This window comes from Alloprevotella tannerae ATCC 51259, assembly GCF_000159995.1.
GTDB classification, from domain to species: Bacteria; Bacteroidota; Bacteroidia; order Bacteroidales; family Bacteroidaceae; genus Alloprevotella; species Alloprevotella tannerae.
Map to the genome: position 1 here is coordinate 1,034,382 of NZ_GG700642.1, position 22,169 is coordinate 1,056,550.

The 22,169-nt window shown below is 44.5% G+C and carries 20 protein-coding genes and 1 tRNA gene; 5 read left to right on the forward strand and 16 right to left on the reverse strand.

The window, feature by feature from the left end; translation table 11 throughout:
* The first annotated feature begins 190 nt into the window (after positions 1-190).
* Positions 191-610 (forward strand): HU family DNA-binding protein, encoded by a 420-nt coding sequence (locus GCWU000325_RS04325; RefSeq protein WP_006254950.1) that lies wholly within the window; start codon positions 191-193, stop codon positions 608-610.
* Between the two features lie 80 nt (positions 611-690).
* On the opposite strand, the gene GCWU000325_RS04330 is transcribed toward GCWU000325_RS04325, so the two are convergent.
* The 16 genes from GCWU000325_RS04330 to GCWU000325_RS04405 form a co-directional block, all read right to left on the reverse strand.
* The gene (locus GCWU000325_RS04330; RefSeq protein WP_006254951.1) at positions 691-3,240 is read right to left on the reverse strand and encodes a transglycosylase domain-containing protein; all 2,550 of its coding nucleotides are present in this window, start codon (positions 3,238-3,240) and stop codon (positions 691-693) included.
* A 70-nt stretch (positions 3,241-3,310) separates the two neighbouring features.
* Positions 3,311-4,219, reverse strand: coding sequence for a tRNA (adenosine(37)-N6)-dimethylallyltransferase MiaA (gene miaA, locus GCWU000325_RS04335; RefSeq protein WP_006254952.1), 909 nt, complete (start codon positions 4,217-4,219; stop codon positions 3,311-3,313).
* A 31-nt stretch (positions 4,220-4,250) separates the two neighbouring features.
* Positions 4,251-4,802 carry an IS1096 element passenger TnpR family protein gene (locus GCWU000325_RS04340; protein ID WP_006254953.1) on the reverse strand — a complete coding sequence of 184 codons (552 nt, stop codon included), beginning with the start codon at positions 4,800-4,802 and terminating at the stop codon, positions 4,251-4,253.
* Positions 4,799-5,575, reverse strand: coding sequence for an acyl-ACP--UDP-N-acetylglucosamine O-acyltransferase (gene lpxA, locus GCWU000325_RS04345; RefSeq protein ID WP_006254954.1), 777 nt, complete (start codon positions 5,573-5,575; stop codon positions 4,799-4,801). Before lpxA ends, GCWU000325_RS04340 begins: the two co-directional genes overlap by 4 nt.
* A gap of 30 nt (positions 5,576-5,605) precedes the next feature.
* Positions 5,606-7,000, reverse strand: a complete 1,395-nt coding sequence (locus tag GCWU000325_RS04350) for a bifunctional UDP-3-O-[3-hydroxymyristoyl] N-acetylglucosamine deacetylase/3-hydroxyacyl-ACP dehydratase (protein ID WP_006254955.1) — start codon at positions 6,998-7,000, stop codon at positions 5,606-5,608.
* Positions 7,001-7,066: 66 nt separating this feature from the next.
* Positions 7,067-8,104 carry a UDP-3-O-(3-hydroxymyristoyl)glucosamine N-acyltransferase gene (gene lpxD, locus GCWU000325_RS04355; protein WP_040599329.1) on the reverse strand — a complete coding sequence of 346 codons (1,038 nt, stop codon included), beginning with the start codon at positions 8,102-8,104 and terminating at the stop codon, positions 7,067-7,069.
* A gap of 255 nt (positions 8,105-8,359) precedes the next feature.
* Entirely contained in the window at positions 8,360-9,343 is a 984-nt protein-coding gene (locus GCWU000325_RS10960) for a Rid family hydrolase (protein WP_169303817.1), read from the reverse strand.
* Between the two features lie 377 nt (positions 9,344-9,720).
* Positions 9,721-10,440 carry an HAD family hydrolase gene (locus GCWU000325_RS04365; protein WP_006254958.1) on the reverse strand — a complete coding sequence of 240 codons (720 nt, stop codon included), beginning with the start codon at positions 10,438-10,440 and terminating at the stop codon, positions 9,721-9,723.
* Entirely contained in the window at positions 10,440-11,441 is a 1,002-nt protein-coding gene (locus GCWU000325_RS04370) for a lysylphosphatidylglycerol synthase transmembrane domain-containing protein (RefSeq protein ID WP_006254959.1), read from the reverse strand. Before GCWU000325_RS04370 ends, GCWU000325_RS04365 begins: the two co-directional genes overlap by 1 nt.
* Entirely contained in the window at positions 11,425-12,348 is a 924-nt protein-coding gene (locus GCWU000325_RS04375; RefSeq protein WP_006254960.1) for a CDP-alcohol phosphatidyltransferase family protein, read from the reverse strand. Before GCWU000325_RS04375 ends, GCWU000325_RS04370 begins: the two co-directional genes overlap by 17 nt.
* A complete protein-coding gene (locus GCWU000325_RS04380; RefSeq protein WP_006254961.1) occupies positions 12,338-13,174 on the reverse strand; it encodes an ATP-grasp domain-containing protein in 837 nt (278 codons plus the stop codon). Before GCWU000325_RS04380 ends, GCWU000325_RS04375 begins: the two co-directional genes overlap by 11 nt.
* 2 nt (positions 13,175-13,176) lie before the next feature.
* Positions 13,177-13,893 carry an NTP transferase domain-containing protein gene (locus tag GCWU000325_RS04385; protein WP_006254962.1) on the reverse strand — a complete coding sequence of 239 codons (717 nt, stop codon included), beginning with the start codon at positions 13,891-13,893 and terminating at the stop codon, positions 13,177-13,179.
* Positions 13,890-15,029, reverse strand: a complete 1,140-nt coding sequence (gene pdxA / locus GCWU000325_RS04390) for a 4-hydroxythreonine-4-phosphate dehydrogenase PdxA (protein WP_050756620.1) — start codon at positions 15,027-15,029, stop codon at positions 13,890-13,892. Before pdxA ends, GCWU000325_RS04385 begins: the two co-directional genes overlap by 4 nt.
* Positions 15,030-15,094: 65 nt before the next feature.
* The gene (gene rlmN, locus GCWU000325_RS04395) at positions 15,095-16,177 is read right to left on the reverse strand and encodes a 23S rRNA (adenine(2503)-C(2))-methyltransferase RlmN (protein ID WP_006254964.1); all 1,083 of its coding nucleotides are present in this window, start codon (positions 16,175-16,177) and stop codon (positions 15,095-15,097) included.
* A 1,108-nt stretch (positions 16,178-17,285) separates the two neighbouring features.
* On the reverse strand, positions 17,286-17,744 hold the full coding sequence (locus tag GCWU000325_RS04400) for a DUF6078 family protein (protein WP_006254966.1): 459 nt from the start codon (positions 17,742-17,744) through the stop codon (positions 17,286-17,288).
* 169 nt (positions 17,745-17,913) lie between these two features.
* Complete coding sequence (locus GCWU000325_RS04405) at positions 17,914-19,362, reverse strand: aminoacyl-histidine dipeptidase (RefSeq protein ID WP_006254967.1); 1,449 nt, start codon at positions 19,360-19,362, stop codon at positions 17,914-17,916.
* Between the two features lie 57 nt (positions 19,363-19,419).
* On the opposite strand from GCWU000325_RS04405, the gene GCWU000325_RS04410 reads away from it, so the two are divergent.
* From GCWU000325_RS04410 to GCWU000325_RS04425, 4 genes are all read left to right on the forward strand, one after another.
* Entirely contained in the window at positions 19,420-19,641 is a 222-nt protein-coding gene (locus tag GCWU000325_RS04410; RefSeq protein ID WP_006254968.1) for a hypothetical protein, read from the forward strand.
* A 3-nt stretch (positions 19,642-19,644) separates the two neighbouring features.
* The gene (locus GCWU000325_RS04415) at positions 19,645-20,238 is read left to right on the forward strand and encodes an OmpH/Skp family outer membrane protein (protein ID WP_006254969.1); all 594 of its coding nucleotides are present in this window, start codon (positions 19,645-19,647) and stop codon (positions 20,236-20,238) included.
* Between the two features lie 77 nt (positions 20,239-20,315).
* Positions 20,316-20,406, forward strand: a tRNA-Ser gene (locus GCWU000325_RS04420).
* Between the two features lie 126 nt (positions 20,407-20,532).
* A complete protein-coding gene (locus GCWU000325_RS04425) occupies positions 20,533-22,014 on the forward strand; it encodes a PepSY-associated TM helix domain-containing protein (RefSeq protein ID WP_006254970.1) in 1,482 nt (493 codons plus the stop codon).
* Positions 22,015-22,169: the final 155 nt, after the last annotated feature.

Below are 22,169 nucleotides of genomic sequence, written 5' to 3' on the forward strand. Positions count from 1 at the left end.
CATTTTCCGAATAAGCTAATATCTCCGCTAAGATGAAAGTACTATTCGTAGAAATAAATGTTGTATCTTTTGTTTGTTAATGTAACATATTTCTGCTATCTTTGTGGCATACACTGAGGCAGAAAGGTTCTGTGAAGTGTGCAGATAACGCCGTCTCTGTGTTTTTTTTACAATCAAATTTTTTAGTATCATGGATTATTCTCTAAACAAACGAAAAATGAGTGTCGGCCCGTTGAAGGGCAAGGAAGTATTCGTGGCAAGCCCTGTTTGCCAGAAACAGCGCATTTCGTTCGACAAACTTTGCGAGCGGATGGCGGAGGACAGTACGGTAGGCGATGCCGACGTGGCTGCCGTGTTCTACAAGTTTCGCAAAGTGCTCAACGAGTATTGCTCGAAGGGTTACATCGTCGATGGCGGTCCGCTTGGGACGTTCAGGCCTACTTTCTCGTCGAAGGCCGTAGAGAAAGAAGCAGATTTTAAGCCATCAGAGTGTATCTCGAAAACACAGATCCTCTTCACGCCTACGCCTGATTTCCGCCGACTGAAGAATATCGAATTCTTCCGCGTGGAGAAGCAGACGAAGGATAAGAAGACCACCATCGGAGGTTAGAACCCGGTAAGACTTACATTAGAAATCCTCCTCAGCCCTACGAGCCGAGGAGGATTTTTCTAAGGTTTACCGATATTTCATCAGTTGAATAGATCCTCACTATCTTTAACGGGTTGCTTCTTATCCTTATGGCGCCCCGCCTTGCCTTTCTTGTCTTCAGCCGGCACATTTTCTTGTGCAGGTTCTGCCGGTGGAGCTGTCGATTCCGAAGGTTTGGATTCAGCTTCTTCGTTGCCAAAAAGATCTTCAGACGCATTGCTAAGAGAATCAGATCCACCCTGCCCACTATCAGCATCAGTATTGGGGGAGCCAATATAGTCGCCACCATAGTCATTAGGATTCATTGTCTCTTTAGGTAGTGGGAACTTCTTGATATAACGTGGACTCAACTGCGGATCTGCCAATACTTTCTGCATAAAGAGTCCGACAATCGGTAAGGCCGTCTTGCTACCTTGACCTAAAGCGCCGGTGCGGAAATGGATACTACGATATTCGCCACCAACCCACGCTCCGCTGACGAGAGCAGGCGTGACGCAGATAAACCAAGCATCCGAATGGTTGTTTGATGTACCCGTCTTGCCGCCGACTTCTATCTGCTTGTTCCAATACGGGGCACTCATGTAGTGACGCATACTCTGAGACGTTCCACCAGCATCAGTCATACCGGCTTCAAGCATCTTTTGCATAAAGAAAGCAGAACGCCACGAAATAGCTTGTGAACTTTCGGTCTTATTCTCATAAAGCACCTTACCATCACTATCTACAACTTTCGTAACGAGCACGGGCTCAACGTGAACACCTTCATTAGCAATTGTACCATAAGCGTTAACCATCTCCATAAGATTAACATCGCTAGAACCTAAAGCCAAAGAGGGTGTATCATCTAAGGGTGACTTAATGCCCATCGCCTTAGCTGTCTGTATGACACGAGGAATACCGACTTCTTGTCCGACCTTGACAGCTATGGTATTGATACTTCGAGCAAAAGCTGCGCGCAGAGGAATATTGGCATTGGAAAAACGTCCGTTGGCATTATGCGGACGCCATATGACGTCTTTCTTCTTTATCTTGTCATAGACTTCCATCTGAATATATTCGTCCTTACGACTATCAGAGGGAATCAACCCGCTCTCCATAGCTGCAGAATAGACAAAGAGTTTGAACGTTGAACCCGGTTGACGCATAGAACGAACTTTGTCGTACTTCCAAGCATCAAAATCGATATCACCTACCCAAGCTCTTACATAACCTGTATTTGGCTCCATCGAGATAAAACCTGCGTGCATAAACTTTACCATAAAGCGAATAGAGTCCATCGTACTCATTTCCTCTTCTTTTGCACCATCGTAACCAAAGAGTTTCACTTTATGCGGCTTATTGAGGTAATAGTTTACAGAATCAGGATTATTAGGATAGCGTGCAGCCAATTGTTTATAAGCATCACTACGAGCCGCAATATCTTCAATAAAACGAGGTATTATCTTTCCCTCTTCATCACGCCAAGGCTCTCCTAATCCACGCCAATGCACATCAAAGTTTCGCTGCACTACCTTCATCTGCTCTCTGACAGCCTCTTCTGCATATTGCTGCATCTTTGCATCTAAAGTGGTATAGACTTTAACACCATCAGTATACAGATCTAAATCGGGCAATTGCTTTTTCAGATAATCGGCCACAGCCTGACGGAAATAAGGCGCCAAGCCATCAGTAGGATCTTCTATGGTAAACTTTAGTTCAATGGGAAGTTGCTTCAAAGAGTCACACTCTTGACGCGTCAAGAACTTTCTTGCGCACATCTTCTCCAAGACCGTATTGCGACGCGCCAAACTTCGTTTTGGATTGATACGCGGATTAAAAGCATTCGTAGCTTTCAGCATTCCTACAAGTACGGCCGCTTCTTCTGTTTTAAGCTTTGAAGGCGTAGTATTGAAATAAGTCTTGGCAGCCGTCTTGATACCATAAGAGTTAGAACCAAAGTCGACTGTGTTAGCATACATTCGGAGTATATCCTGCTTAGAGTTGGTCAATTCTATCTCTGTGGCAATGATCATCTCCTTACTCTTCATTATAAGAATCCGCACGCCGGGAATCTTACCTAACAATCCTGTACCATACTGCGTTCGCACACGGAACATATTCTTCACCAACTGCTGCGTAATCGTAGACGCACCACGCGGATGACCAAGTAAGGCATCTTTTGCTGCAGCAGCCAAGCCTTGATAGTCGATGCCATGGTGCTCATAGAAGCGCTCATCTTCTGTAGCGACCAAAGCTTCAAAGAAGACTTTATTGATTGAATCATAAGGCACAGGTGAACGATTCTCATTATAATATCTACCTATCATTTGTCCGTCTGCACTATAAATTTCGGAAGCAGAAGGATTTTTAGGATGCATAATTTCGCTAAGCGAAGGAGACTTCCCAAACAGCCAAAGGAAGTTGGTCATCACAGCTATGACGTATATCAAGAGCAATGAAAAGAAACTGAGAATCCCGACAATAGTCTTCTTCCACCAAGGTTGCCCCGAATATAAATGTTTATACCAAGCCCAAAAACGATGGACGCCTCGCTTCAAACGGACAAAAAAAGATTTAATTTTACCTAATAGGCTATGGGATTTTGTCTGCATATAATCTCTGAATAATTAGGATATTGCAAATATAAGTCACACACAACATATATGCAACCTTTGCCTTAGTTTATACTGTATTTTTGGCAAAGCTTTGCATTATATGATCAATTGCATTGTCGTTAGCCTTAACCCAACGAATGTCTGGATCTTTTTTGAACCAAGTCATTTGTTTCTTGCTATAGACTCTCGTATTTCTCTTGATTTTTTCAACGGCAAAGGACAAATCCCATTCGCCGTCAAAATACTTAAAGAGTTCTTTGTAGCCGACAGTATTTAGAGCATTGCTATGACGAAAAGGAAGAACACGTTTTGCCTCTTCTAGTAAGCCATTACCCATCATTGTCTCTGTGCGCTGATTTATGCGCTCAAAAAGCTCATTTCGTTCGCGCCAAAGTCCAAACTTTACTAAGCGGAATGGCCGCGGCTTGCGAGATTTTGTCCGAAAAGAAGAAAAAGACTGTCCGGTCATATAGCAAACCTCTAAGGCGTGTACGATGCGCGCCGTATTCCTTAAATCTACTTCTTGGTAATAAAGGGGATCTAACAACTTCAATTCGGCTTTCAGCGCTTCAGGGCCTTCGATTTTTAAGCGCCTGCTTAACAAGGATCTGGTAGATTGATCAATTGTAGGGATATCGTCTATCCCATTACAGACGGCGTCTATATATAACATAGAACCTCCTGAGAGAACTACGACGTCTCTTTCTGAAAACAAATGGGATAAAAGAGGTAATACTTCTGCCTCATACTGTGCAGCACTATAATAATCAGTCAAAGATAGATCACCAACGAAATAATGTTTGACCAAAGCTTGTTCTTCTGCTGTCGGAGCAGCTGTGCCAATGGGTAAATCTCTGTATAATTGTCGAGAATCAGCATTGATAATGGGTGAAGAGAATTGCTCTGCTATTGCTAAAGCTATTTTTGTCTTGCCTACCGCCGTTGGCCCAAGTAAAATAAGCAAGGTCTTCTCCATTATTCCTTTTAATATAATAGGTCAAACGATATCAAAAAGATTGGCCATCGCTAATTTCAAAACCTTCCAAATCTATGTCCTCTTCATTAAAAGGAGAACTTTCTTCTGAAAAATAAGCATCGTCAGCTTCTATAAGCTCATTTTTTCCTGTTAAGAGCGTTTCTACGTCTGATAGTTCTTTGATTTGTGCGGGAGCCTCTCCTTTACTTTTTACAACTTCAAAGATGTTTTCTCCATCACCAGAAAGGATGGCTCTGACAGTCATATAAAAGAAGCGATCATTAAAAGGATCAAAGATATACTCTAAATGCTGCCCTTCATCTTCAATAAATTCGGAAAGACGAGTATCTGCCATCACATAAATATCCTCGCTTTCTCCTACCATCATATCTTCCCGCGTAATCTGCACGCCTCTTTCCCACTCATCATTACATAAAAAGAATGAAGTCATCTGATCGTCAGGATAATCGCAAGCTCTGAGTACAGCTTGGCTTAAGTCTAAGAAGGTAGCATCATCATTGATCTCAACTTCGCGCAAGAACCCCTCAACTTCGTCGGATATAAATTTTATTCTGAATCTCATTTGATTACTCCTCTCTTTGAGTTTTTTATAAAATCAATGATATACTCCACTTCTCTTGATTCAGGGAATTTTTGCTTTATCGTCTCAAAGCTTTCCTCGCGAGACATACCTGCATTATAATACAAACGGTAAGCTTCATGGATTTGTTCAATCACTTCTGAAGAAAAGCCATGACGCCGCAAACCAACAAAATTTAGGCCACAATAAGCAACAGGCTCACGCGCAGCCATGGTATAGGGAGGCACATCTTGCCCTGTGCGCGTTCCACCTCCAACCATTACATAACTGCCAATATGACAAAATTGATGAATCAAGACGTTAGCACTAATCACAGCAAAGTCGTCAATCTCGACCTCGCCGGCTATTTTCGTGGAGTTGCCAATAATACAGCCACTACCCAGACACACATCATGCGCCACGTGCATTCCTTCCATCAGTAAGTTATTATTACCTACAATGGTTTTTTGCTTGGCAGCCGTACCTCTATTGATTGTGACGTTCTCACGAATTTTGTTATTATTGCCTATTTCTGCCGTAGTCTCTTCTCCTTTGAATTTTAAATCTTGCGGGATTGCACTGATCACCGCACCAGGAAAGATTACATTTCCATTACCAATCCGCGCACCATACAAAATAGTCACCGAATTCATTATTATATTATTGTCTCCAATAACTACGTTTTTGTCGATATAGCAGAAAGGACCGATTTCGCAGTTCTCTCCAATTTTTGCTTCAGGAGAGACAAATGCAAGGGGGGATATAAGGCTGCTCATACTTTCTTTATAGGATGATGACGAGTTATTTTATGCTTTATTCGTTTTATTCTCTACGATTTGTGCCGTAAAAGTGGCCTCCATCACCACCGTTTCACCTACAAAGGCAAAACCACGCATAGAAGAAATACCATGACGAACGGGAGAGAGTAATTTTACTTTGAAAATAAGCGTATCTCCAGGCACAACTTTCTGCCGGAACTTTACGTTATCAATCTTCAAGAAGTAAGTACTATAATTTTCGGGATGCTCTAACGTATTCAAGATAAGCAAGCCGCCTGATTGCGCCATTGCTTCAATCTGTAAAACGCCCGGCATAACCGGCTCTTTAGGGAAATGCCCAGGAAAGAAAGGTTCATTGCCGGTTACATTCTTAACCGCCACAATATAATCCGACCCCATTTCAATAACCTTATCCACTAATTGCATAGGATATCGATGTGGGAGCAGACGGTGTATACGATTGATATCTATTAATGGCGTTGCATTAGGATCATACTTCGGCGACTGAATCTCGTGCTGACGAATTTCGCGCCGCATTTGGCGAGCAAACTTATTATTTATAGTATGTCCGGGGCGCGTCGCGATGATTCTGCCTTGAATAGGACGACCAATTAAGGCCATATCTCCAATTATATCGAGTAACTTATGGCGCGCCGGCTCATTCGACCAAGTCAGTGGGCGCTTATTGATATAGCCTAAGCGCGTTGCGTCCTTACGCTCTACGTGCAGGTGATCAGCCAATTTGTCTAAAGTTTCCTGAGAAACTTGTCTCTCATAAATAACAATAGCGTTATCCAAATCACCACCTTTAATCAGGCCGGCGCTCAGCAAGGGCTCTATTTCACGCACAAAGACAAAGGTGCGAGCCGGTGCAATCTCTTTCGAGAAATCTTGTATATCATCCAGCGTCGCAAATTGGCTGCCGATAAACTCTGAATCAAAGGATATCATTGCTGTTATCGAGAACTGATCGTCCGGCAATATAATGATGTTCGAACCGGTCTTCTCATCGCGAAATTCTATCTTATGCTTGATAATAAAGAAATCTTTTTCGGCGTTCTGCTCTACAATACCAACTTCCTTTATGTTCTTGACAAACACCTCTGAGCTACCATCAAGGATTGGAAACTCCGGTCCGTTTACTCTGATCATACAATTGTCGATACCTAAGGCATAAAGGGCGGCCATCGCGTGCTCTATGGTGCTGCAACGCGCTTCCCCTTTTGCCACGACCGTTCCTCTACTCGTATCTACAACGTTTTCTGCGATAGCTTCGATAATGGGTTCTCCGGGCAGGTCTATACGTTGAATCTTGTAACCGTGATTTTCCGGAGCCGGATTAAAGGTTACTGTAAGACTTAACCCCGTATGTAATCCCTTTCCGTATAGTGAAAATGATCCTTTCAGCGTCGTTTGTTTCATTCAGTTTTCGTTTTTATTTAGTCCTTGCATTGTATAACTGCTGCGGCTTTTTTACTGTGCAAGTCATCAAGCGTGATCTGCCGCATTTTCTAATTTCTCATTGATATCATTCAGCTCTTTGCGCATTTCCGGCAAACTTTTGAACACAGCATAGCTGCGCGCAAAAGCCTTAGCATCCATTGCAGGAGCACCCAACAGCGTCCTATTGCCTTTACGTATGCTTCCGGCTATACCGGCTTGGGCACCGCAATTGGTATGATCCGCAATAGAAATATGGCCGGCAACGCCTACTTGACCGCCAAACATACACCAATTACCAATCTTTGCAGATCCCGCAATCCCGACTTGTGCCGACATTACAGTGTTCGAACCAATCTCGCAATTGTGAGCAATCTGAATCAAGTTATCCAGTTTCACGCCTTTATGTATCAATGTAGATCCCAGCACCGCACGATCTACGCAAGCATTTGCTCCTATCTCGACATCGTCTTCAACAATAACATTGCCGATTTGGGGAATCTTTTCATAGCCTTCTGCCGCAGGTGCGAAACCAAAACCATCGGCACCTATGCAGCAGCCACTATGCAGAATTACGCGATCGCCGATGCAGCAATCGTGATAGACAGAAACATTAGGATACAACAAACACCCCTTGCCGATCTTACTCCGTTCTTCGATCACACAATTGGCATAAATTTGCGTATCATCGCCGACAATAACACCTTCACCAATATAAACAGAAGGGCCAACATAGCAATTCTTACCAATTTGAGCAGATTCGGCAATCACCGCACGCGGATGAATACCCGTCCGACGCTGGGTTTGCTGTTGATATATCGTAAGTAAACGACCGATAGCCTCTCTTGCATTCGGCACGCGTATAAGTGTGGTCTTAACCGGCTGACTTGGTTGAAAATCAGTATTGACAAGCACTACACTTGAGAGCGTTTCATATAGATAATGTTCGTAGTGCATATCAGCCATAAAAGAAATGGCTCCCGGACATCCCTCTTCTATTTTGGCAAAGGTATTAATCACCGCTTCCGGATTCCCCTCAAGGGTTCCTTGCAGAAGGTCTGCGATCTGGCGGGCTGTATATTCCATCTTGGACATTTTAATTGATTCGCAAATTTCGCAAAAACAAACGAAAATGCCTAAGTTTCTATCCAAAAAAAGCCCAACGGGTAGTCTCTCACCACTATCTTAGGTAGTTTTTCTTCTTTTATAGGCTAAATATCGATAAAAATAAGCAAGATTTAGCTACTCATTTGTTTCTCTGAAAAGCCATTTCATCTTCACTTCCACGGATCAATATGGGAGTATGAGTTCAATAGAAGTATACGAGAGCTAATCTCCGACTTAAAGCGATTTGACAGCCACGCCCTCTACTTCAATCAGGCATTTCGGCCGACAAAGACGGGCTTGCACAATGAGGTAACTGAGTTTTGGAAAACGCATCCGCATATAACGATCTATCGTAACATAGTCGGCGATGTCGCGCAAATAGATAATGACAGATTGTAAATCAGCCAAACTACCACCACCATCTTTGAGCAATTCTTGAACATTAAGGAATATACGGCCGGCCTGCGTCACTACGTCGCCAGAATGCACAATTTCACCTTGTTTATCAATGCTGGTTATCCCGGAAATAAAGAAATAGCGCTCATCAGCCACATCGACCATCGCTCCACGCTCAAAAGCCATCCCGTCTTCTTCAGTCCGATTCAGATATTCAGGTGCCTGTAAGTATTTTATGGCTCCACAATAATCATTATCTACCGAGAGAAAGTCAACGCCGATAAGCGCAGCATCACAAGCGAAACTCCCGCCTACGCTCGTCGAAGCGACTAAATGGGTTTCTTTACTCAGCTCTTCTCGCGCAAATAATCGGTTACGCCCACTGACAAATCCTGCATAGTGGCGATCAATGTCGTAAACAAAGCACCAAGTACGCAAGCAGTTATCTTTGAACGTCAAGCCTTTTTCTTGGAATAAAGAAATATGGCGATCGAAGGCTTCAAATGTCTGTTCTTCAATCGTCTGAGTTGTCCTCGGATTCTCAAGTCTTATGGTTTGAAACACAAAATGGGAAGTATCCCCCTCAGCGGTTTGCAGCACGACCTTACTGCCATCCAATGGGGGCTGCTCTACGTAAGCCACGACGCCCTCGTTCAGCTTTTGAGCAAGGGGGTGGCGCTCAAAAGTCGGCAACTGGTTTTTTACGTCCGAGAAATATACGCGTGTGAAACTCGTCCTCACATCATAAAGTTGGAGCAACAAGTCATCCAACTCCTGTGTCAAGGTGCGCCCGGGCAGCGGCTGATATATCCGAAACTGCATACTTAATCTGTTTGCTGCAAATTTAGAAACAAGCATCGGCACAACCAAAGTATGGCAAAAGCTTCTTGCATTTTTGCTCATAAACACAAGATTTTCCGTCCACTCGGGCTGACTTTTCGACTGCTTTAAGTCCATTTTCAGCCGCACAAAACTTATCTTTTCAAAGTTTCACCACGGTGAAACAAATGTACGCTCACGTAAGGACATTCGTACGCTCACGATGAAACAAACGTACGCTCACGATAAAAAAGTGCCAAGGCGGACTTTCATCTTACCAAAGTCAGTCATTCGTTGCTAAATAATAAGAATGAAGTATACGGAGATTAGGACAAGCGCTGCCTGTATTAAGAAATCATAGTTCGGAAAATAGCCCTACTCTACCCTTTGTCCGATAGCAACAAATGCTCTATCGCGGTTATATCTTCAATAATGACATCTGCCGCCCCATTGTCCTGACGTTCTTCCTTCGTCCAACCCTCTCCTTTTAGCCAAATGGTATGGCAGCCTAAGAATTTTGCAGGAAGTATATCTTTTTCATAGCTATCGCCGATGACTACCACGTCTTCCGCAGCACAAGCTGCAGCTTCAAGGCCCAAGGCATAGATACGGGGGTCCGGTTTGCGCACCCCAACCACTGCACTCTCTACGATTTGACTGAAGAAATTCAGATCGTAGGCTGCGAGTACGGCTTGTATGTTGCCATAAAAATTGGTCACCAAAATCAAATTATAGTGTTGTGAGAGCCGTTTCAAGATCGGGCGCACGCGCTCTAAGTTACGATGGACGTAAGCATTACCATAATCGGCTACGCCACGGACCATAGCCGACTGTTCTGCGACTGTGGCTTCCCAAATATCGTGTTCAATGAGATAATCGACCTCTATTCGCACTTTTTTTAGCAACAAACTATAAAAATCATCGGAAGGCTGGATGAGCGGAGCCTGCGCTAATCTACGCTCTGCATAGACATAGGCCTCGCGAAAATGGTCTTTGCTGAATGGCGCTTTCATCTGCCGGAAGCCGCCCCAAAGTACGTTGAACCAATGCACGGCATTCGTATCCAGTGTACCTCCATAATCGAAGAGTATTGCTTGCATTATTTCATCATTTTTTGATTGCCCACTTTCACCAACAAGACGCCGACAATAATCCAAAAGAGTTCGCGAATGCGCGTATAGAAGCTGGCAAACAAACCTAAGGAGGGGTTACCAAAGCCTAAAATACGGACAATGGCAGCCAAACTGCCCTCGCGCGCGCCCAATTGCATCGGAAAGAAAAACAAGAGGTTACCGATCAACGAAGAGAAAGCCAGAACTAACAACGCATCAAAGAAATCGACGGGTATGCCCAAGCTGCGCAGAATAAAGAAATATTCAAGACTATTGCATACGCGCCCGACGTATTCTAAAACGAGCGAAGAGTAGAAAGCTTTTGGACGGGCATGCAGATAAGAGATATTTTGATCCACTTGCTGCATCGCCTGTTCATTTTTTGTATAAAATCGACGTGCATACTTCTTGATGCCCGGTATTTTCAGCAATATCGAATAGAGTTTGACAATCAGGCCGTTTTTATAACCGTAATAGAAAAAATAAAGTACGACGAAAAAGATCAGGACAAAGATGGCGAGAAGAATGATCGTAGTCGAATCTAAGCAATCTGTATAAAACAGCACAAAACATATAACGCCGGTCATCCACAAGAAGAAGTGAGAAAGAATATGCATCATCGAATAGAGCACAGTAGAAGACATCGCACAAGGCGTTCCGATATAACGGCTCAATTCCATCACACGATATGGAGCGCCACCAAAGCCAAAGGGCGTCGTATAACTAAAGGCGAAACCGCTAACCGTGAGTTTGTAAGCATGCAAATAGGAAAGACGCTTATCGGATGAAACACAATTGACTATTTCTTGGTAAGCTCGCGCATTAAAAGCATACACAACAACCCAACAACCCACAACCGCAGGAAGATAAAACCCGGCATTGAGGAGCGAAGTTTGCCAATCGGCGAAATCCGTTCCAAAACTATACAGCATAAAACCTATGCTGACCAACCCGAACAAAAGAAAGAGGTTTCTATATAGAGGCTTCATAAGTCGGCAGATTTTGATAAAGTTGGCGACAAAGTTGCTCGTGGCGTTGGCGCATATAGAAGAACAGCACATTCATCACCGTTATCTCAAAAATAAAATAGGCCCACGGAACAAAGCATAGAAGCGAAATGTACAAAACGATGGCTCGCGTATTAAAAGTCAAGATGTTGGCATATTTCATCAAGGGCAAACTGCCTTGGCGAAAGTCCTTTCGGAGTTGTTCGGGCCAACTTTGTTCGCCTATTTTCGCTTGCAATGCTGCGCGCAAATGCTGAAAAGAAGGCGTCATCTGCTCTTGGCTTTTGGTATATCCAATATAAAAATACAAGAACAACTTTTGTATAAAATCATTTCCCCAACGAAGCGCTTCATAATCTGCCTTTACTTTCGCAGAACTATCTAACTCGCTACCGGATTTACCTTTTAGTACAAAAAGATGCACATTGCGATAATAATCGGCCAATTGGCATTGTTTGGCATGACAAATAAGTCCGGCCAAAGCCGCTAAGAGCCAAATCCAAACACCCCAAACGGGTGTCAGGCGCAAACAAATAAAGAAATAAATTGTAAAGAACCAAGCATCACCTGCGAACCCATCCAAGATACGACCTAATTTAGTTTTCTGGCCTGTCATCCGAGCGAGTTGTCCATCGCAACTATCATATATATTTGCCCATACAAGAAGGAAAATACCGCAAACAGTCCAACGCAAATCCTCAAAATAGAAGCAAAAACCGGCTCCTACGCCTAAGAAGATGCTAAAGATGGTCACAATATTAGGATGAACGTGGAGGCGAGCGAAGAGTTTCGCCCAGAAAAAGCCAAGCGGGCGCGTAAAATATAAGTCCAACCATTCTTCAGTATCGCCGGACTTTAACGTTGTCTCTATGTTGCTGTTAACTGTCATAACCGGAAAGAATCAATTGCGAAATAGCTTCGGCCGCAGCGTTGACACAGGGAGAGAAACTCGGCCAATCGTTAAAATCAATAATGTAGAAAGAGCCGTCTGCTTGAACGATGGCATCACCTCCATATACGCTTAGGCCGCTTATCGTTGCTGCTTGCTCTGCAGCGGTTTGTAGTTGGGGCAATGAAAAGGGATAGCAATGAGGCTTGCCATTATTTTGCTCCAATCCAAACTTGCTAAAGCCGCCTTGTTGCGTAGGGTAAAGCGAATGGAAGAAACTCGTTCCGGCTACACCATAGAATTTAATCAAATCACCTTGCAAATGCCGTGATAAAAGCAACCTCTTCGGCGCTTCGGATTGAAAAGTTTGCAAAGCAGTTTTCAAAGCGGCTTCATTACATATATATTGTACGTCACCCTTTGCTTGTGCACAACCTTCTCCACGCTTCAGCCACAAAGGGTAATCTAAATCAGGCGGAAGCGAATAGGGATATTCCAACACCCAACTTTGGGGTTGCGGAATGCTGGCCGCAAGGAGCGATTCATAGAAGAAAACGCGCGAAGTTCGCAATAAGGCCTGCGGAGAATTTATCACCGGGCAGTCGTGTCGCTCAAAGTCGAGGAGTTGCGCTAAAGCCTCCTCACTTCGCGCCATTGAGAAAACACGATCGTAGATCTTATTATAACGCAACGTATCCTCGTCAACTGCCACCACAGAATGGTCATAACTTTCCAAAAGACTAACCACCGCATTAAAAATCTCTGCATCCCTCACTACAGAGTTTGGGGAAAAGCGATGAGCACGCCGCACGCCAAGTATCTGCATAATCAAAGGGCTTTTTCAGCCGCCAAGAATTGTTCGGCTTTCAAAATATCGGAGGCGTGATCTATATCCAAAACTTTAGAAAAGGGCCAAGCTTGTAGTTTTCGCCCATCTTTGATCAGCCCTCGCTGGAAATTACGCATTCTATGCTGCCCTTCAGCCATACAACGTCGAAGCGTCTGTAAGCAAATCGGTTTCAATCCATATATTCCGCCGGAAATATATTTTGAGTCTTGCGTTGCCGTATCTCCAAAATCAGAAATCATCAAGTGATCGCCGGTTTCGACATAAAGCGGGCGCTCATCATCTATAAAATCGCTCACGCCCATCAAGCCATCATAAGGCGTTGTAGAAAAATCCTCTATGTAACGAGCAAACTCCTCTTCCCTGAAAATCGTATCTACCGTCGTAAGGCAAAAAGAGCCCTCTTCAAGGAGTGAGGACAAGGTATAAAAGCTATGCATTGAGCTTGGTGTGGACTTCACAACCAGTCGGCAATGCTTCCCAAAAGGCTCTGACATTAATTTGCGCACATATTCAGCCGTTTCAGGATAAAAGTCATTAGCTACAATAGCGATCTGCTCCGCTCCATTGGCATTAAAAATACGAATCAACCGATGAATCATAGGCTCTCCGTTTAATTCAACCAATGGTTTGGGCTGCGCTATACCCTCTTGCATCAGACGCGATCCCTCGCCGGCCGCAATAATGGCGTAATTCATTCTGTCGAATCGTTTTTAGCAACCTTACGGGCGCGCTCATTTTCCTGTCTCTTCTCGTAGAGTCCTAATGGCAGCGGATCGGCCTTAGCAGCAGCATCTGCTTTTCTGTTTCTATAAATATCTATGGCCGAATAAACAGCAGATCTAAAAGACGCAACAGAAGCCACGCCTTTACCGGCAATATCGTAAGCCACACCATGGTCCGGCGAAGTGCGCACAGCGGATAGTCCGGCCGTAAAGTTGACGCCTTCTTCCATAGCAAGAGCCTTAAAAGGCGCTAATCCTTGATCATGATACATAGCCAATACGGCATCAAATCGGCGATGAAGCTCTGAGCCGAAAAAGCCATCGGCAGGATAAGGACCGAAGACGTTTTTACCTTCTTTGACCAACTTCTCGATAACCGGCTTTATGATGTTAGCTTCCTCGCTCCCGATCGTTCCTTTATCACCACAATGGGGATTCAAAGACAAGACTGCAATGCGCGGCATAGGAAGCAGGAAGTCTGTACGCAAAGAGCGTTGTAGCAATCGAAGTTTCAATTCTACACGCTCCGCAGTGATAGCCGGAGCAACCTCGCTCAGCGGCAAATGTGTCGTCACTAACGCTACACGCAACTGACCATTCATTAAAATCATCAGCGGCTCATACTCGCCTTGCAAACGATCTTGCAGGTATTCAGTATGGCCGGTAAAATGAAAGTCATCACTCTGAATCGTAAACTTATCTATCGGCGCAGTAACGAGCACATCAATCTTCCCCTCTCTCAAATCTGCCGTCGCACGCTCCAAGGCGCAATAAGCCGCAAAGCCCGCTGCCTTGTCCGGTTGACCAAGATTAACCGGCACATCTTTTTTTACGCAATCGATAAGGTTGAGTTGCCCATCAACTGCCCGAGCACTATCCTCTATTATTTGGTAATTAAATTGTAGACCTAAAGCCTTCTTATGCGCATTTGCGATCTGCGGAGACCCATAAACAATCGGCGTGCACATTTCAAACATAGTTGGATTTCCAAAAGTTTGAAAGATCAACTCATAACCTACGCCGTTTGTATCTCCGTGCGTGATGCCTACCTTTATATGCGATTGAGGCGAATGAGCAGCGCCAACTGCCTCTCTTTGATTATCTCTCATGTTATTCATTTTATTGTTCATTTGTTTATGCCAATCAGCTTACGCCATCTGCACCAACAAGGTTGTTATTTCTTTTCTTTTAATTCCTCTTCCTGCTTCTTGGTCGACAGCAAGCCGCAAGCGGCAAAAATATCCTGCCCACGCGATGCGCGAATCGTAGTAAAGATACCGTGTGCGGTCAAATAGTCGCGAAAGCGCAGCATCTTTTGGTCATCAACGCCTTTAAGCGGCGTATCCGGTATTTGATGAAACCTGATGAGGTTGATTCTACAATCCAAACCTTTAAGCAATTCGATGATCGCTGCAGCATCTTTCAAGCTATCGTTTACGCCTGAAAACACGATGTATTCAAACGATAAGCGACGCTGTTTACTCCCTACGCCTTCATTCGTTCGAGGCCGACAGAAGTCATATTGCTTCAGCAGGCGCACAACGTCTTTGATAGGATAAGCGCGCTCCACGGGCATTATCTTCTCTCGCTCTGCCGGTACGGCGTGGTGCAAACTGATGGCCAAACTGCACTTACTCTCGTCCAAAAAGCGCTTTAAGCCTTGCAGGAGGCCTATCGTACTCACCGTAATCCGCTTCGGACTCCAAGCATATCCCTCGGGCGATGTCAGAATCTCCGTGGCACGCAAGACGTTATCTAAGTTGTCAAAAGGTTCTCCTTGCCCCATAAACACGATATTCGTCAATCGTTCGCGCTCCGGCAAGGAGTAAATTTGATTCAAAATATCAGCCGCCGACAAAGAAGCGACATAGCCTTGGCGGCCGGTCATACAAAAGGCGCAATGCATCTTGCAGCCCACTTGCGACGAAACACAAAGCGTGCCCCGATCTCCGTCCGGAATAAAAACCGTCTCGATATAATCTCCCGACAGCGTACGATACAGATACTTGATCGTCCCATCTTTACTATATTGAGCATCTATGGGCGACGAATTACCAATCACATACTGCTGCTTCAGCAACTCTCGCGCTGCCAGCGAAAGATTGGTCATCTCGTCGATCTCCCTTACGTGGTGCACGTAAAGCCAACGAGCAATCTGTTTACCCACAAAAGCGGGCAACTGCAATGAGCGCGCCACATCTTTTAATTCCGAAGGCGTAAGCCCGAGTAAGTTCTTTTTCTGCTGATAGTCTGCCATAATAAGCAATAATGCTGCAAAATTACACGAAAAAAGGGCGTGAGCAAAACTTATTTTCCACTTACAGCCTCCCGCCTTGCATCTTTTCAGCGCAGGCAACTGACAAAGACTATCACGAATAGGTCGGAACCGCAGTATCGTGTATTAGTTCCTTTTTACCACAAACAACCAACGAAGGCTGCTCTGAACAGGTCTGGACTATATTATAGGCGAATTTGGGATAAGAGACTCTTATCTAATAGCCTCAAGGGGCGACAGACCTTAGACAGAGGTAAGCGGTAGCGCAGCCCTTGTGTCGTGGATTCCCACTATCTAAACCCTGAAGGGGCACCAGAACACTAACCCTCAACCTTCCGTCACCCCTACGGGGTTCATCTTTCCACGCATGCTTATCAGGAGTTGCGTTCTTACGAGCTTCACATCCAGCCTAAGGTCTTTCGCCCCGTCGGGGCTTGCAGTCCGATAACCTTATCCCGAACTCGCGTATATTATTATAGTATGCAGCTTTCTATTCGACACAAGCAACCGACGAAGGCTATTATGAATAGGACGGAGTCATATTATCGCGTACCGGTTTCTATTTCCTATAAGCAACTAAGGAAGATTATTACGAACAGGGCGGAGTCATATTATCGTGTTCCGGTTTCTATTTTCCATAAGCAACTAAGGAAGGCTATTACGAACAGGGCGGAGTCATTGTGCTGCATAGTAGTTTCTATTCAGCGCATACTATCAATGAAAACGGCAACGAATAGGATGAAACTATAATACACTGCATCATTCACCAATTTTCCCCCATACAATCAAAATTGGGCACATTGGTCCAATAAATTAGCCACATTGGTCCAAACGATTGGAAATATTAGTCCAACTAATTGGACCAACGTGTCCAATGCTGTTTAGTACGCATGTTTTTGAAAGAACCTACTAAGGTCTTTAATAATATACACAAGTATAAGGGAGCAGAGACCGATGAAGAACTTGGCAGCATATACAAGTATAAGGGAGCAGAGACCGATGAAGAACCTGGCAGCATATACAAGTGTAAGGACACAGAGACCTCTATTAAGGACTTGACAGCGAATGTCGATCTTGGAAAAGCAAGGGCCTACTTATATCTCGATAACCGCATCAGTGCGGCATATTGCTCATCATAGCGATCAAACTCGATAGCAGCGCCGTCATAGCCCATTTCGGTAAAGGAAAGGCGAACCAACTCCTGCTCTTCCTCGGTGATGGCGCGTCGCTGCTGCTTTACTTTGTAATAGACATTTGAACCAAAGCACGACATTACTTCGTATCGCGCGCGACGCAAGTCAGCCGCCCGCACGTTGTCGTAAATGTGCGAGATGCCCCAGGCAAACCTCTCCTTGCGATCGGGAACGAAGGAAGGGCAAGGCTGTGCGCCTGTAATCACGGCAGGGTTTACGGCGGTATAGATGTTATGCGTGTTCGCAGCAAGCATCTTATGGGCTGTGTGGCGCAGACATTCGCCGGCTTTCTCACAATGAGTGCCTGCACAATGCGCAAAGTCAATGTCTAACCGGTTGTATTCTTCTTGAGTCATAGTATAAATAACTAATCTTACCTTTAACTTCAAATGTAATCATCACTCCTTATATATCATCAAACTCACCTTAATGCTCCAAGAGCGCAAATCCTACCATAAAAAAAACTTACAAAAGGAAAGGGATACCCAAGCGGACATCCCTTTCTCATATCATAATCTGCGCTCATCAAATAGCCTTCAAAAGCGCTAAGAGGTGATCCCAAACCATTTGTACGGTAGGTATCAGCAAACGCTCGTCGGGACTGTGCACTCCGCGCATCGTAGGACCAACGCTGACCATATCCATATGAGGATATTTCTCGCTGAAAAGACCGCACTCCAAACCTGCGTGAATACCGCGCACAATGGGCTCTTTCTTGAAGAGTTGCTTATAGGTCTCCACGGCTTTCTGCACCAATGGGCTGTTTGGATCGGTGTTCCAACCCGGATAGCCGTCGCCGGTTACAATCTTCGTAGCACCGCCCAACTCGAATGCTGCGCGCACTACGGCACTCACGTGTTTGCGGTTGCTCATAATGCTTGAGCGCTGACTCGTCACAACATCGACCTTGTTGCCCACGCGATGGATGCTGGCCAGGTTGGAGCTGGTCTCAACAAAGCCGGGGATGGTTTGGCTCATCGCAAAAACACCATTGAAAACAGCGAGGAAGGTGGATAATTGGCGTTGAGCTTGTGCGGGTTCTTGCGCCTCCTTAGCGTTCTCCTCCGTCTCAAGCAATACTTGAATGTTCTTCTCCGTCTCAGAAAATTCTTCTTTCAAAGCCTCACCAAAGATATTCAGATCAGCGCGCAGCTCATCCTTAAAGTCATTAGGAATGGCAACAATAGCATAGCCCTCACGAGGAATAGCGTTGTGCAGACCGCCCGTTTGAATGTCAACCAATCGCAAATCTGTCTTCTTCAACTCTTGGCAGAGGAAACGCACCAATTGCTTATTGGCATTCGCACGGTTCTTATTAATATCATCGCCTGAGTGACCACCCATCAAACCTTTCACCATTACCTTGCAGGTATAATAACCGGCCGGAATCGGCGTAACGTCAAAGGGGAATTCGGCTACCGTATTTGCACCGCCGGCGCAGCTTACAAAAATCTCTCCTTCGTCTTCCGAGTCGAGATTGATCAGATAATCTCCGTTCATAAAGTCGGATTTCATACCGATAGCACCGCCCAAACCGGTTTCCTCATCGCGCGTGAACACACACTCGATAGGTCCGTGCTCGATGTCGTTGCTCTTGAGCACAGCCATCTCCATTGCTACGCCGATACCATCATCAGCTCCAAGCGTGGTACCTTTTGCCTTGAGCCATTCGCCATCAATATAGGTTTGAATGGGATCTTTCTTGAAGTCGAACTCAACGTCGGCATTCTTCTCACACACCATATCCATATGGCTTTGCAAGACGATCGTCGGACGACCTTCATAGCCTTTCGTTGCCGGCTTTTTAATTACGACGTTGCCCGTCTCATCTGTCTTATATTCCAAGCCTAAATCTTGTGCAAACTTCACAAGAAATTCCATCATTAGATCTTCGTGCTTAGAAGGACGTGGTATGCGGTTTACTTCCGCAAAACAATCAAAGACAACCTTAGGTTGCAAATCTTTTTTTTCCATAATCTTAGACTGATTCTATGTTTTAATTATCTATCTTTGCAGGCAAATATAAAGATAATGTTTGAGAATTTTGGATTTGCTCTTGTTTTAATTGCTGCCGGCCTCGCTTTTTTGGCCGTAAAGCTCTTCTTTGGGAAGAAATTTGTGCACACACACCTCGAAGGCAACAAAGCATTAAACAAAAAAGGCATTACTTGCGTAATGGAAATGGAGCGCAAAGAGCGCGCGAAGTCCAATAAGCGAAAAGTGTCTGAGCGTTCAAGCGAAACAAAAGAATAAGATATGAAAAGATTCACACTATTAGCCTTCACGGCACTATTGATGATCGGCTGCAAAAACAATCAAAATCCGGCGCAACAACATGCCAACGGATTGCCTAAAGCTGCTGCAGAAGGAAGTGCCGCAGCAAAAGGAGAAATTGCCTATGTAGAAGTAGACAGCTTGTCTAAGCAATATAAGTTTTGCACCGACCAGCAAGAAATACTAAAGCGCAAACAAGCAGACTACTCTGCTAAATTAGAGAAAGAAGGCACTGCTCTGCAAAAAACAATGGCTGCTTTTCAACAAAAAATGCAGGCGGGTAAGATTACCAACCAGCAAGAAGCGCAGCAAGCACAAGCTACCGTCCAGCAAATGCAATCGAATTTGACGCGTCATCAACGACAATATGAAGAGGCTATGACTAAAGCTACACAAGCCTATCAAAAGGAGTTGCGCAAGCGCATCAATGATTATCTCGCCAAATACAATAAAGATGGACGCTACAGCTTGATACTCACAAATAGCGAGGCTACTATCAATATATTGTATGCAACACCCGGCTCAGACATTACGAAAGAGGTCATCGAAGGGCTGAACAAGGAGTATAAAAAGTAAAAACCGCATATTTTTTTACGACAAATAGTAGGTCGTACCGCTCGAAACGCTTACTTTTGCACGTGATTAAAAACAAAGGAAGGTTGGCAGAGTGACCGAATGCGCTGGACTCGAAATCCGGTATACCCTTTTCGGGTATCGGGGGTTTGAATCCCTCACCTTCCGCCAAAGGACTTTGAGGCATAAGGCACGAAAACTCCTCATTTGAAAAAAAAGCACGAAGAACGTTGTAAGCTCAAAAGCTTTACAGCGTTTTTTTGTCCGAAAAACTTTGGATAGGCATTTATATAAATTATGAAGAAAATAACTTGGCGCAAACACCACAAATGGTTAGGCCTGCTCTTAGGCTTCTTTATCATCATGTTTTCCCTCTCAGGATTAATTCTTAACCATCCGATGCTTTTTGCCGACGTCAACATCAGTCGCAAAATGCTGCCCGAGGTCTATCAATATAAACAATGGAATAATGGTTTGTTGAGAGGCTCCCTCAAATGGCACGGACAAGTTTTGATATATGGCAACAGCGGGATATGGATTTCAGACACCAATGCTGCTTCTCTGAAAGATTTTAACCGTGGATTACCTGAAGGCGCCGACTTCCGGCAGATCAGGAGAGTGGACCAAACGCGCTCTGGCAAATTATTTGCAGCCGGACAATATGGTTTGTACACCTATACCGGTAAAAATGGTTGGAAAGACGTGAAACTATCCACCTTAGACAATGAAAAATTGAGTGACCTTTATGTTAAAGGAGACTCTGTTATTGCTGTCGGGCGGTCTTGTTTGTATTTATCCACGCCTCCTTTCCGTTCTTTTCAGCAGATCACTTTGCGACCAGCCGACAACGACGATGGAAGGGTCAGCCTCTTTCGCACAATATGGCTCCTGCATAGCGGCGAACTCTTCGGAACAATTGGAAAACTCATTGTAGACATTATAGCGATCGTTTTCATTGTCTTGACTTTGACGGGCATTTTGTTTTGGTTCGTACCCTTCATTCGGAAAAAGAAGCCTGTTTCACTGTTAAAACACTTATTCAAGTGGCACAACAGTTTAGGTAAAATCACGATCGCCCTGACCCTATTCTTGTGCATCACCGGCTGGTTTCTACGTCCACCCGCGTTGATTGCAATAGCTTCCGGCAAAGTTCCCCCGATACCATTTACAACGATGGATAGCGACAACCCTTGGCACGAAAAGCTCCGCACCTTGCGCTATGATGAAACAAAGAAAGATTGGTTGCTCTACACATCAAACGGCTTTTATTCGATGAAACATTTACAAGATGTACCCAAAGCTGAATTGCACCAACCTACGGTAAGCGTTATGGGAATCAATGTAGAGGAAAAAGATAAGAACGGCCAATGGCTGATCGGTTCTTTCAGTGGAATGTTTAAGTGGGATAGGAGAAGCAACATCGTAACTGACTATTTTACAGGGAAAATTTCTCACCCTGTTAAGGGAATGCCCATTTCCGATCAAGCGATCTCTGGCTATAGCGCCGACTTCTCTCCCAACAATATTATTGTAGACTATAATCAAGGAACCGACAGCCTGCCCATGCCGCAGTGGATGTCCTCGCTGCCGATGTCTCTCCGAAATGCTTGCATCGAAGTACACACGGGGCGCATCTACACCTTTATGGGTAAGGGCAGCGTACTTTACATTTTTCTGATAGGGCTGGCTATCTTTTGGTGCATTTGGAGCGGTTGGAAAATACGACGCGTTAAGAAGACAAAACCAATTGAATGCTCTTCGTCGACGACTAAGAACTGAGCAATTTTAGCAGAAAACAAGTAAATGTCCTAGTGAATTGATGGGTATAACAAATCAAGTAAAACTCGTATATCAATAAGCCGAGAAAGAGACCAAGAAGGTAAAGCAAAAATTATTTTGCATATATCAAACCATAATGATAGATTAGTTTCTCA

Bases quoted from the DNA above. Each gene is read 5' to 3' on its own strand.
- GCWU000325_RS04325 (WP_006254950.1), top strand. From the start codon at position 191: ATGGATTATTCTCTAAACAAACGAAAAATGAGTGTCGGCCCGTTGAAG.
- GCWU000325_RS04330 (WP_006254951.1), bottom strand. From the start codon at position 3,240: ATGCAGACAAAATCCCATAGCCTATTAGGTAAAATTAAATCTTTTTTT.
- GCWU000325_RS04370 (WP_006254959.1), bottom strand. From the start codon at position 11,441: ATGAAGCCTCTATATAGAAACCTCTTTCTTTTGTTCGGGTTGGTCAGC.
- GCWU000325_RS04375 (WP_006254960.1), bottom strand. From the start codon at position 12,348: ATGACAGTTAACAGCAACATAGAGACAACGTTAAAGTCCGGCGATACT.
- GCWU000325_RS04400 (WP_006254966.1), bottom strand. From the start codon at position 17,744: ATGACTCAAGAAGAATACAACCGGTTAGACATTGACTTTGCGCATTGT.
- rlmN (WP_006254964.1), bottom strand. From the start codon at position 16,177: ATGGCAGACTATCAGCAGAAAAAGAACTTACTCGGGCTTACGCCTTCG.
- lpxA (WP_006254954.1), bottom strand. From the start codon at position 5,575: ATGAGCAGCCTTATATCCCCCCTTGCATTTGTCTCTCCTGAAGCAAAA.
- miaA (WP_006254952.1), bottom strand. From the start codon at position 4,219: ATGGAGAAGACCTTGCTTATTTTACTTGGGCCAACGGCGGTAGGCAAG.
- GCWU000325_RS04425 (WP_006254970.1), top strand. From the start codon at position 20,533: ATGAAGAAAATAACTTGGCGCAAACACCACAAATGGTTAGGCCTGCTC.
- GCWU000325_RS04365 (WP_006254958.1), bottom strand. From the start codon at position 10,440: ATGCAAGCAATACTCTTCGATTATGGAGGTACACTGGATACGAATGCC.
- GCWU000325_RS04405 (WP_006254967.1), bottom strand. From the start codon at position 19,362: ATGGAAAAAAAAGATTTGCAACCTAAGGTTGTCTTTGATTGTTTTGCG.
- GCWU000325_RS04380 (WP_006254961.1), bottom strand. From the start codon at position 13,174: ATGCAGATACTTGGCGTGCGGCGTGCTCATCGCTTTTCCCCAAACTCT.
- lpxD (WP_040599329.1), bottom strand. From the start codon at position 8,104: ATGGAATATACAGCCCGCCAGATCGCAGACCTTCTGCAAGGAACCCTT.
- pdxA (WP_050756620.1), bottom strand. From the start codon at position 15,029: ATGAGAGATAATCAAAGAGAGGCAGTTGGCGCTGCTCATTCGCCTCAA.
- GCWU000325_RS04415 (WP_006254969.1), top strand. From the start codon at position 19,645: ATGAAAAGATTCACACTATTAGCCTTCACGGCACTATTGATGATCGGC.
- GCWU000325_RS04385 (WP_006254962.1), bottom strand. From the start codon at position 13,893: ATGAATTACGCCATTATTGCGGCCGGCGAGGGATCGCGTCTGATGCAA.
- GCWU000325_RS04410 (WP_006254968.1), top strand. From the start codon at position 19,420: ATGTTTGAGAATTTTGGATTTGCTCTTGTTTTAATTGCTGCCGGCCTC.
- GCWU000325_RS04340 (WP_006254953.1), bottom strand. From the start codon at position 4,802: ATGAGATTCAGAATAAAATTTATATCCGACGAAGTTGAGGGGTTCTTG.
- GCWU000325_RS10960 (WP_169303817.1), bottom strand. From the start codon at position 9,343: ATGCAGTTTCGGATATATCAGCCGCTGCCCGGGCGCACCTTGACACAG.
- GCWU000325_RS04350 (WP_006254955.1), bottom strand. From the start codon at position 7,000: ATGAAACAAACGACGCTGAAAGGATCATTTTCACTATACGGAAAGGGA.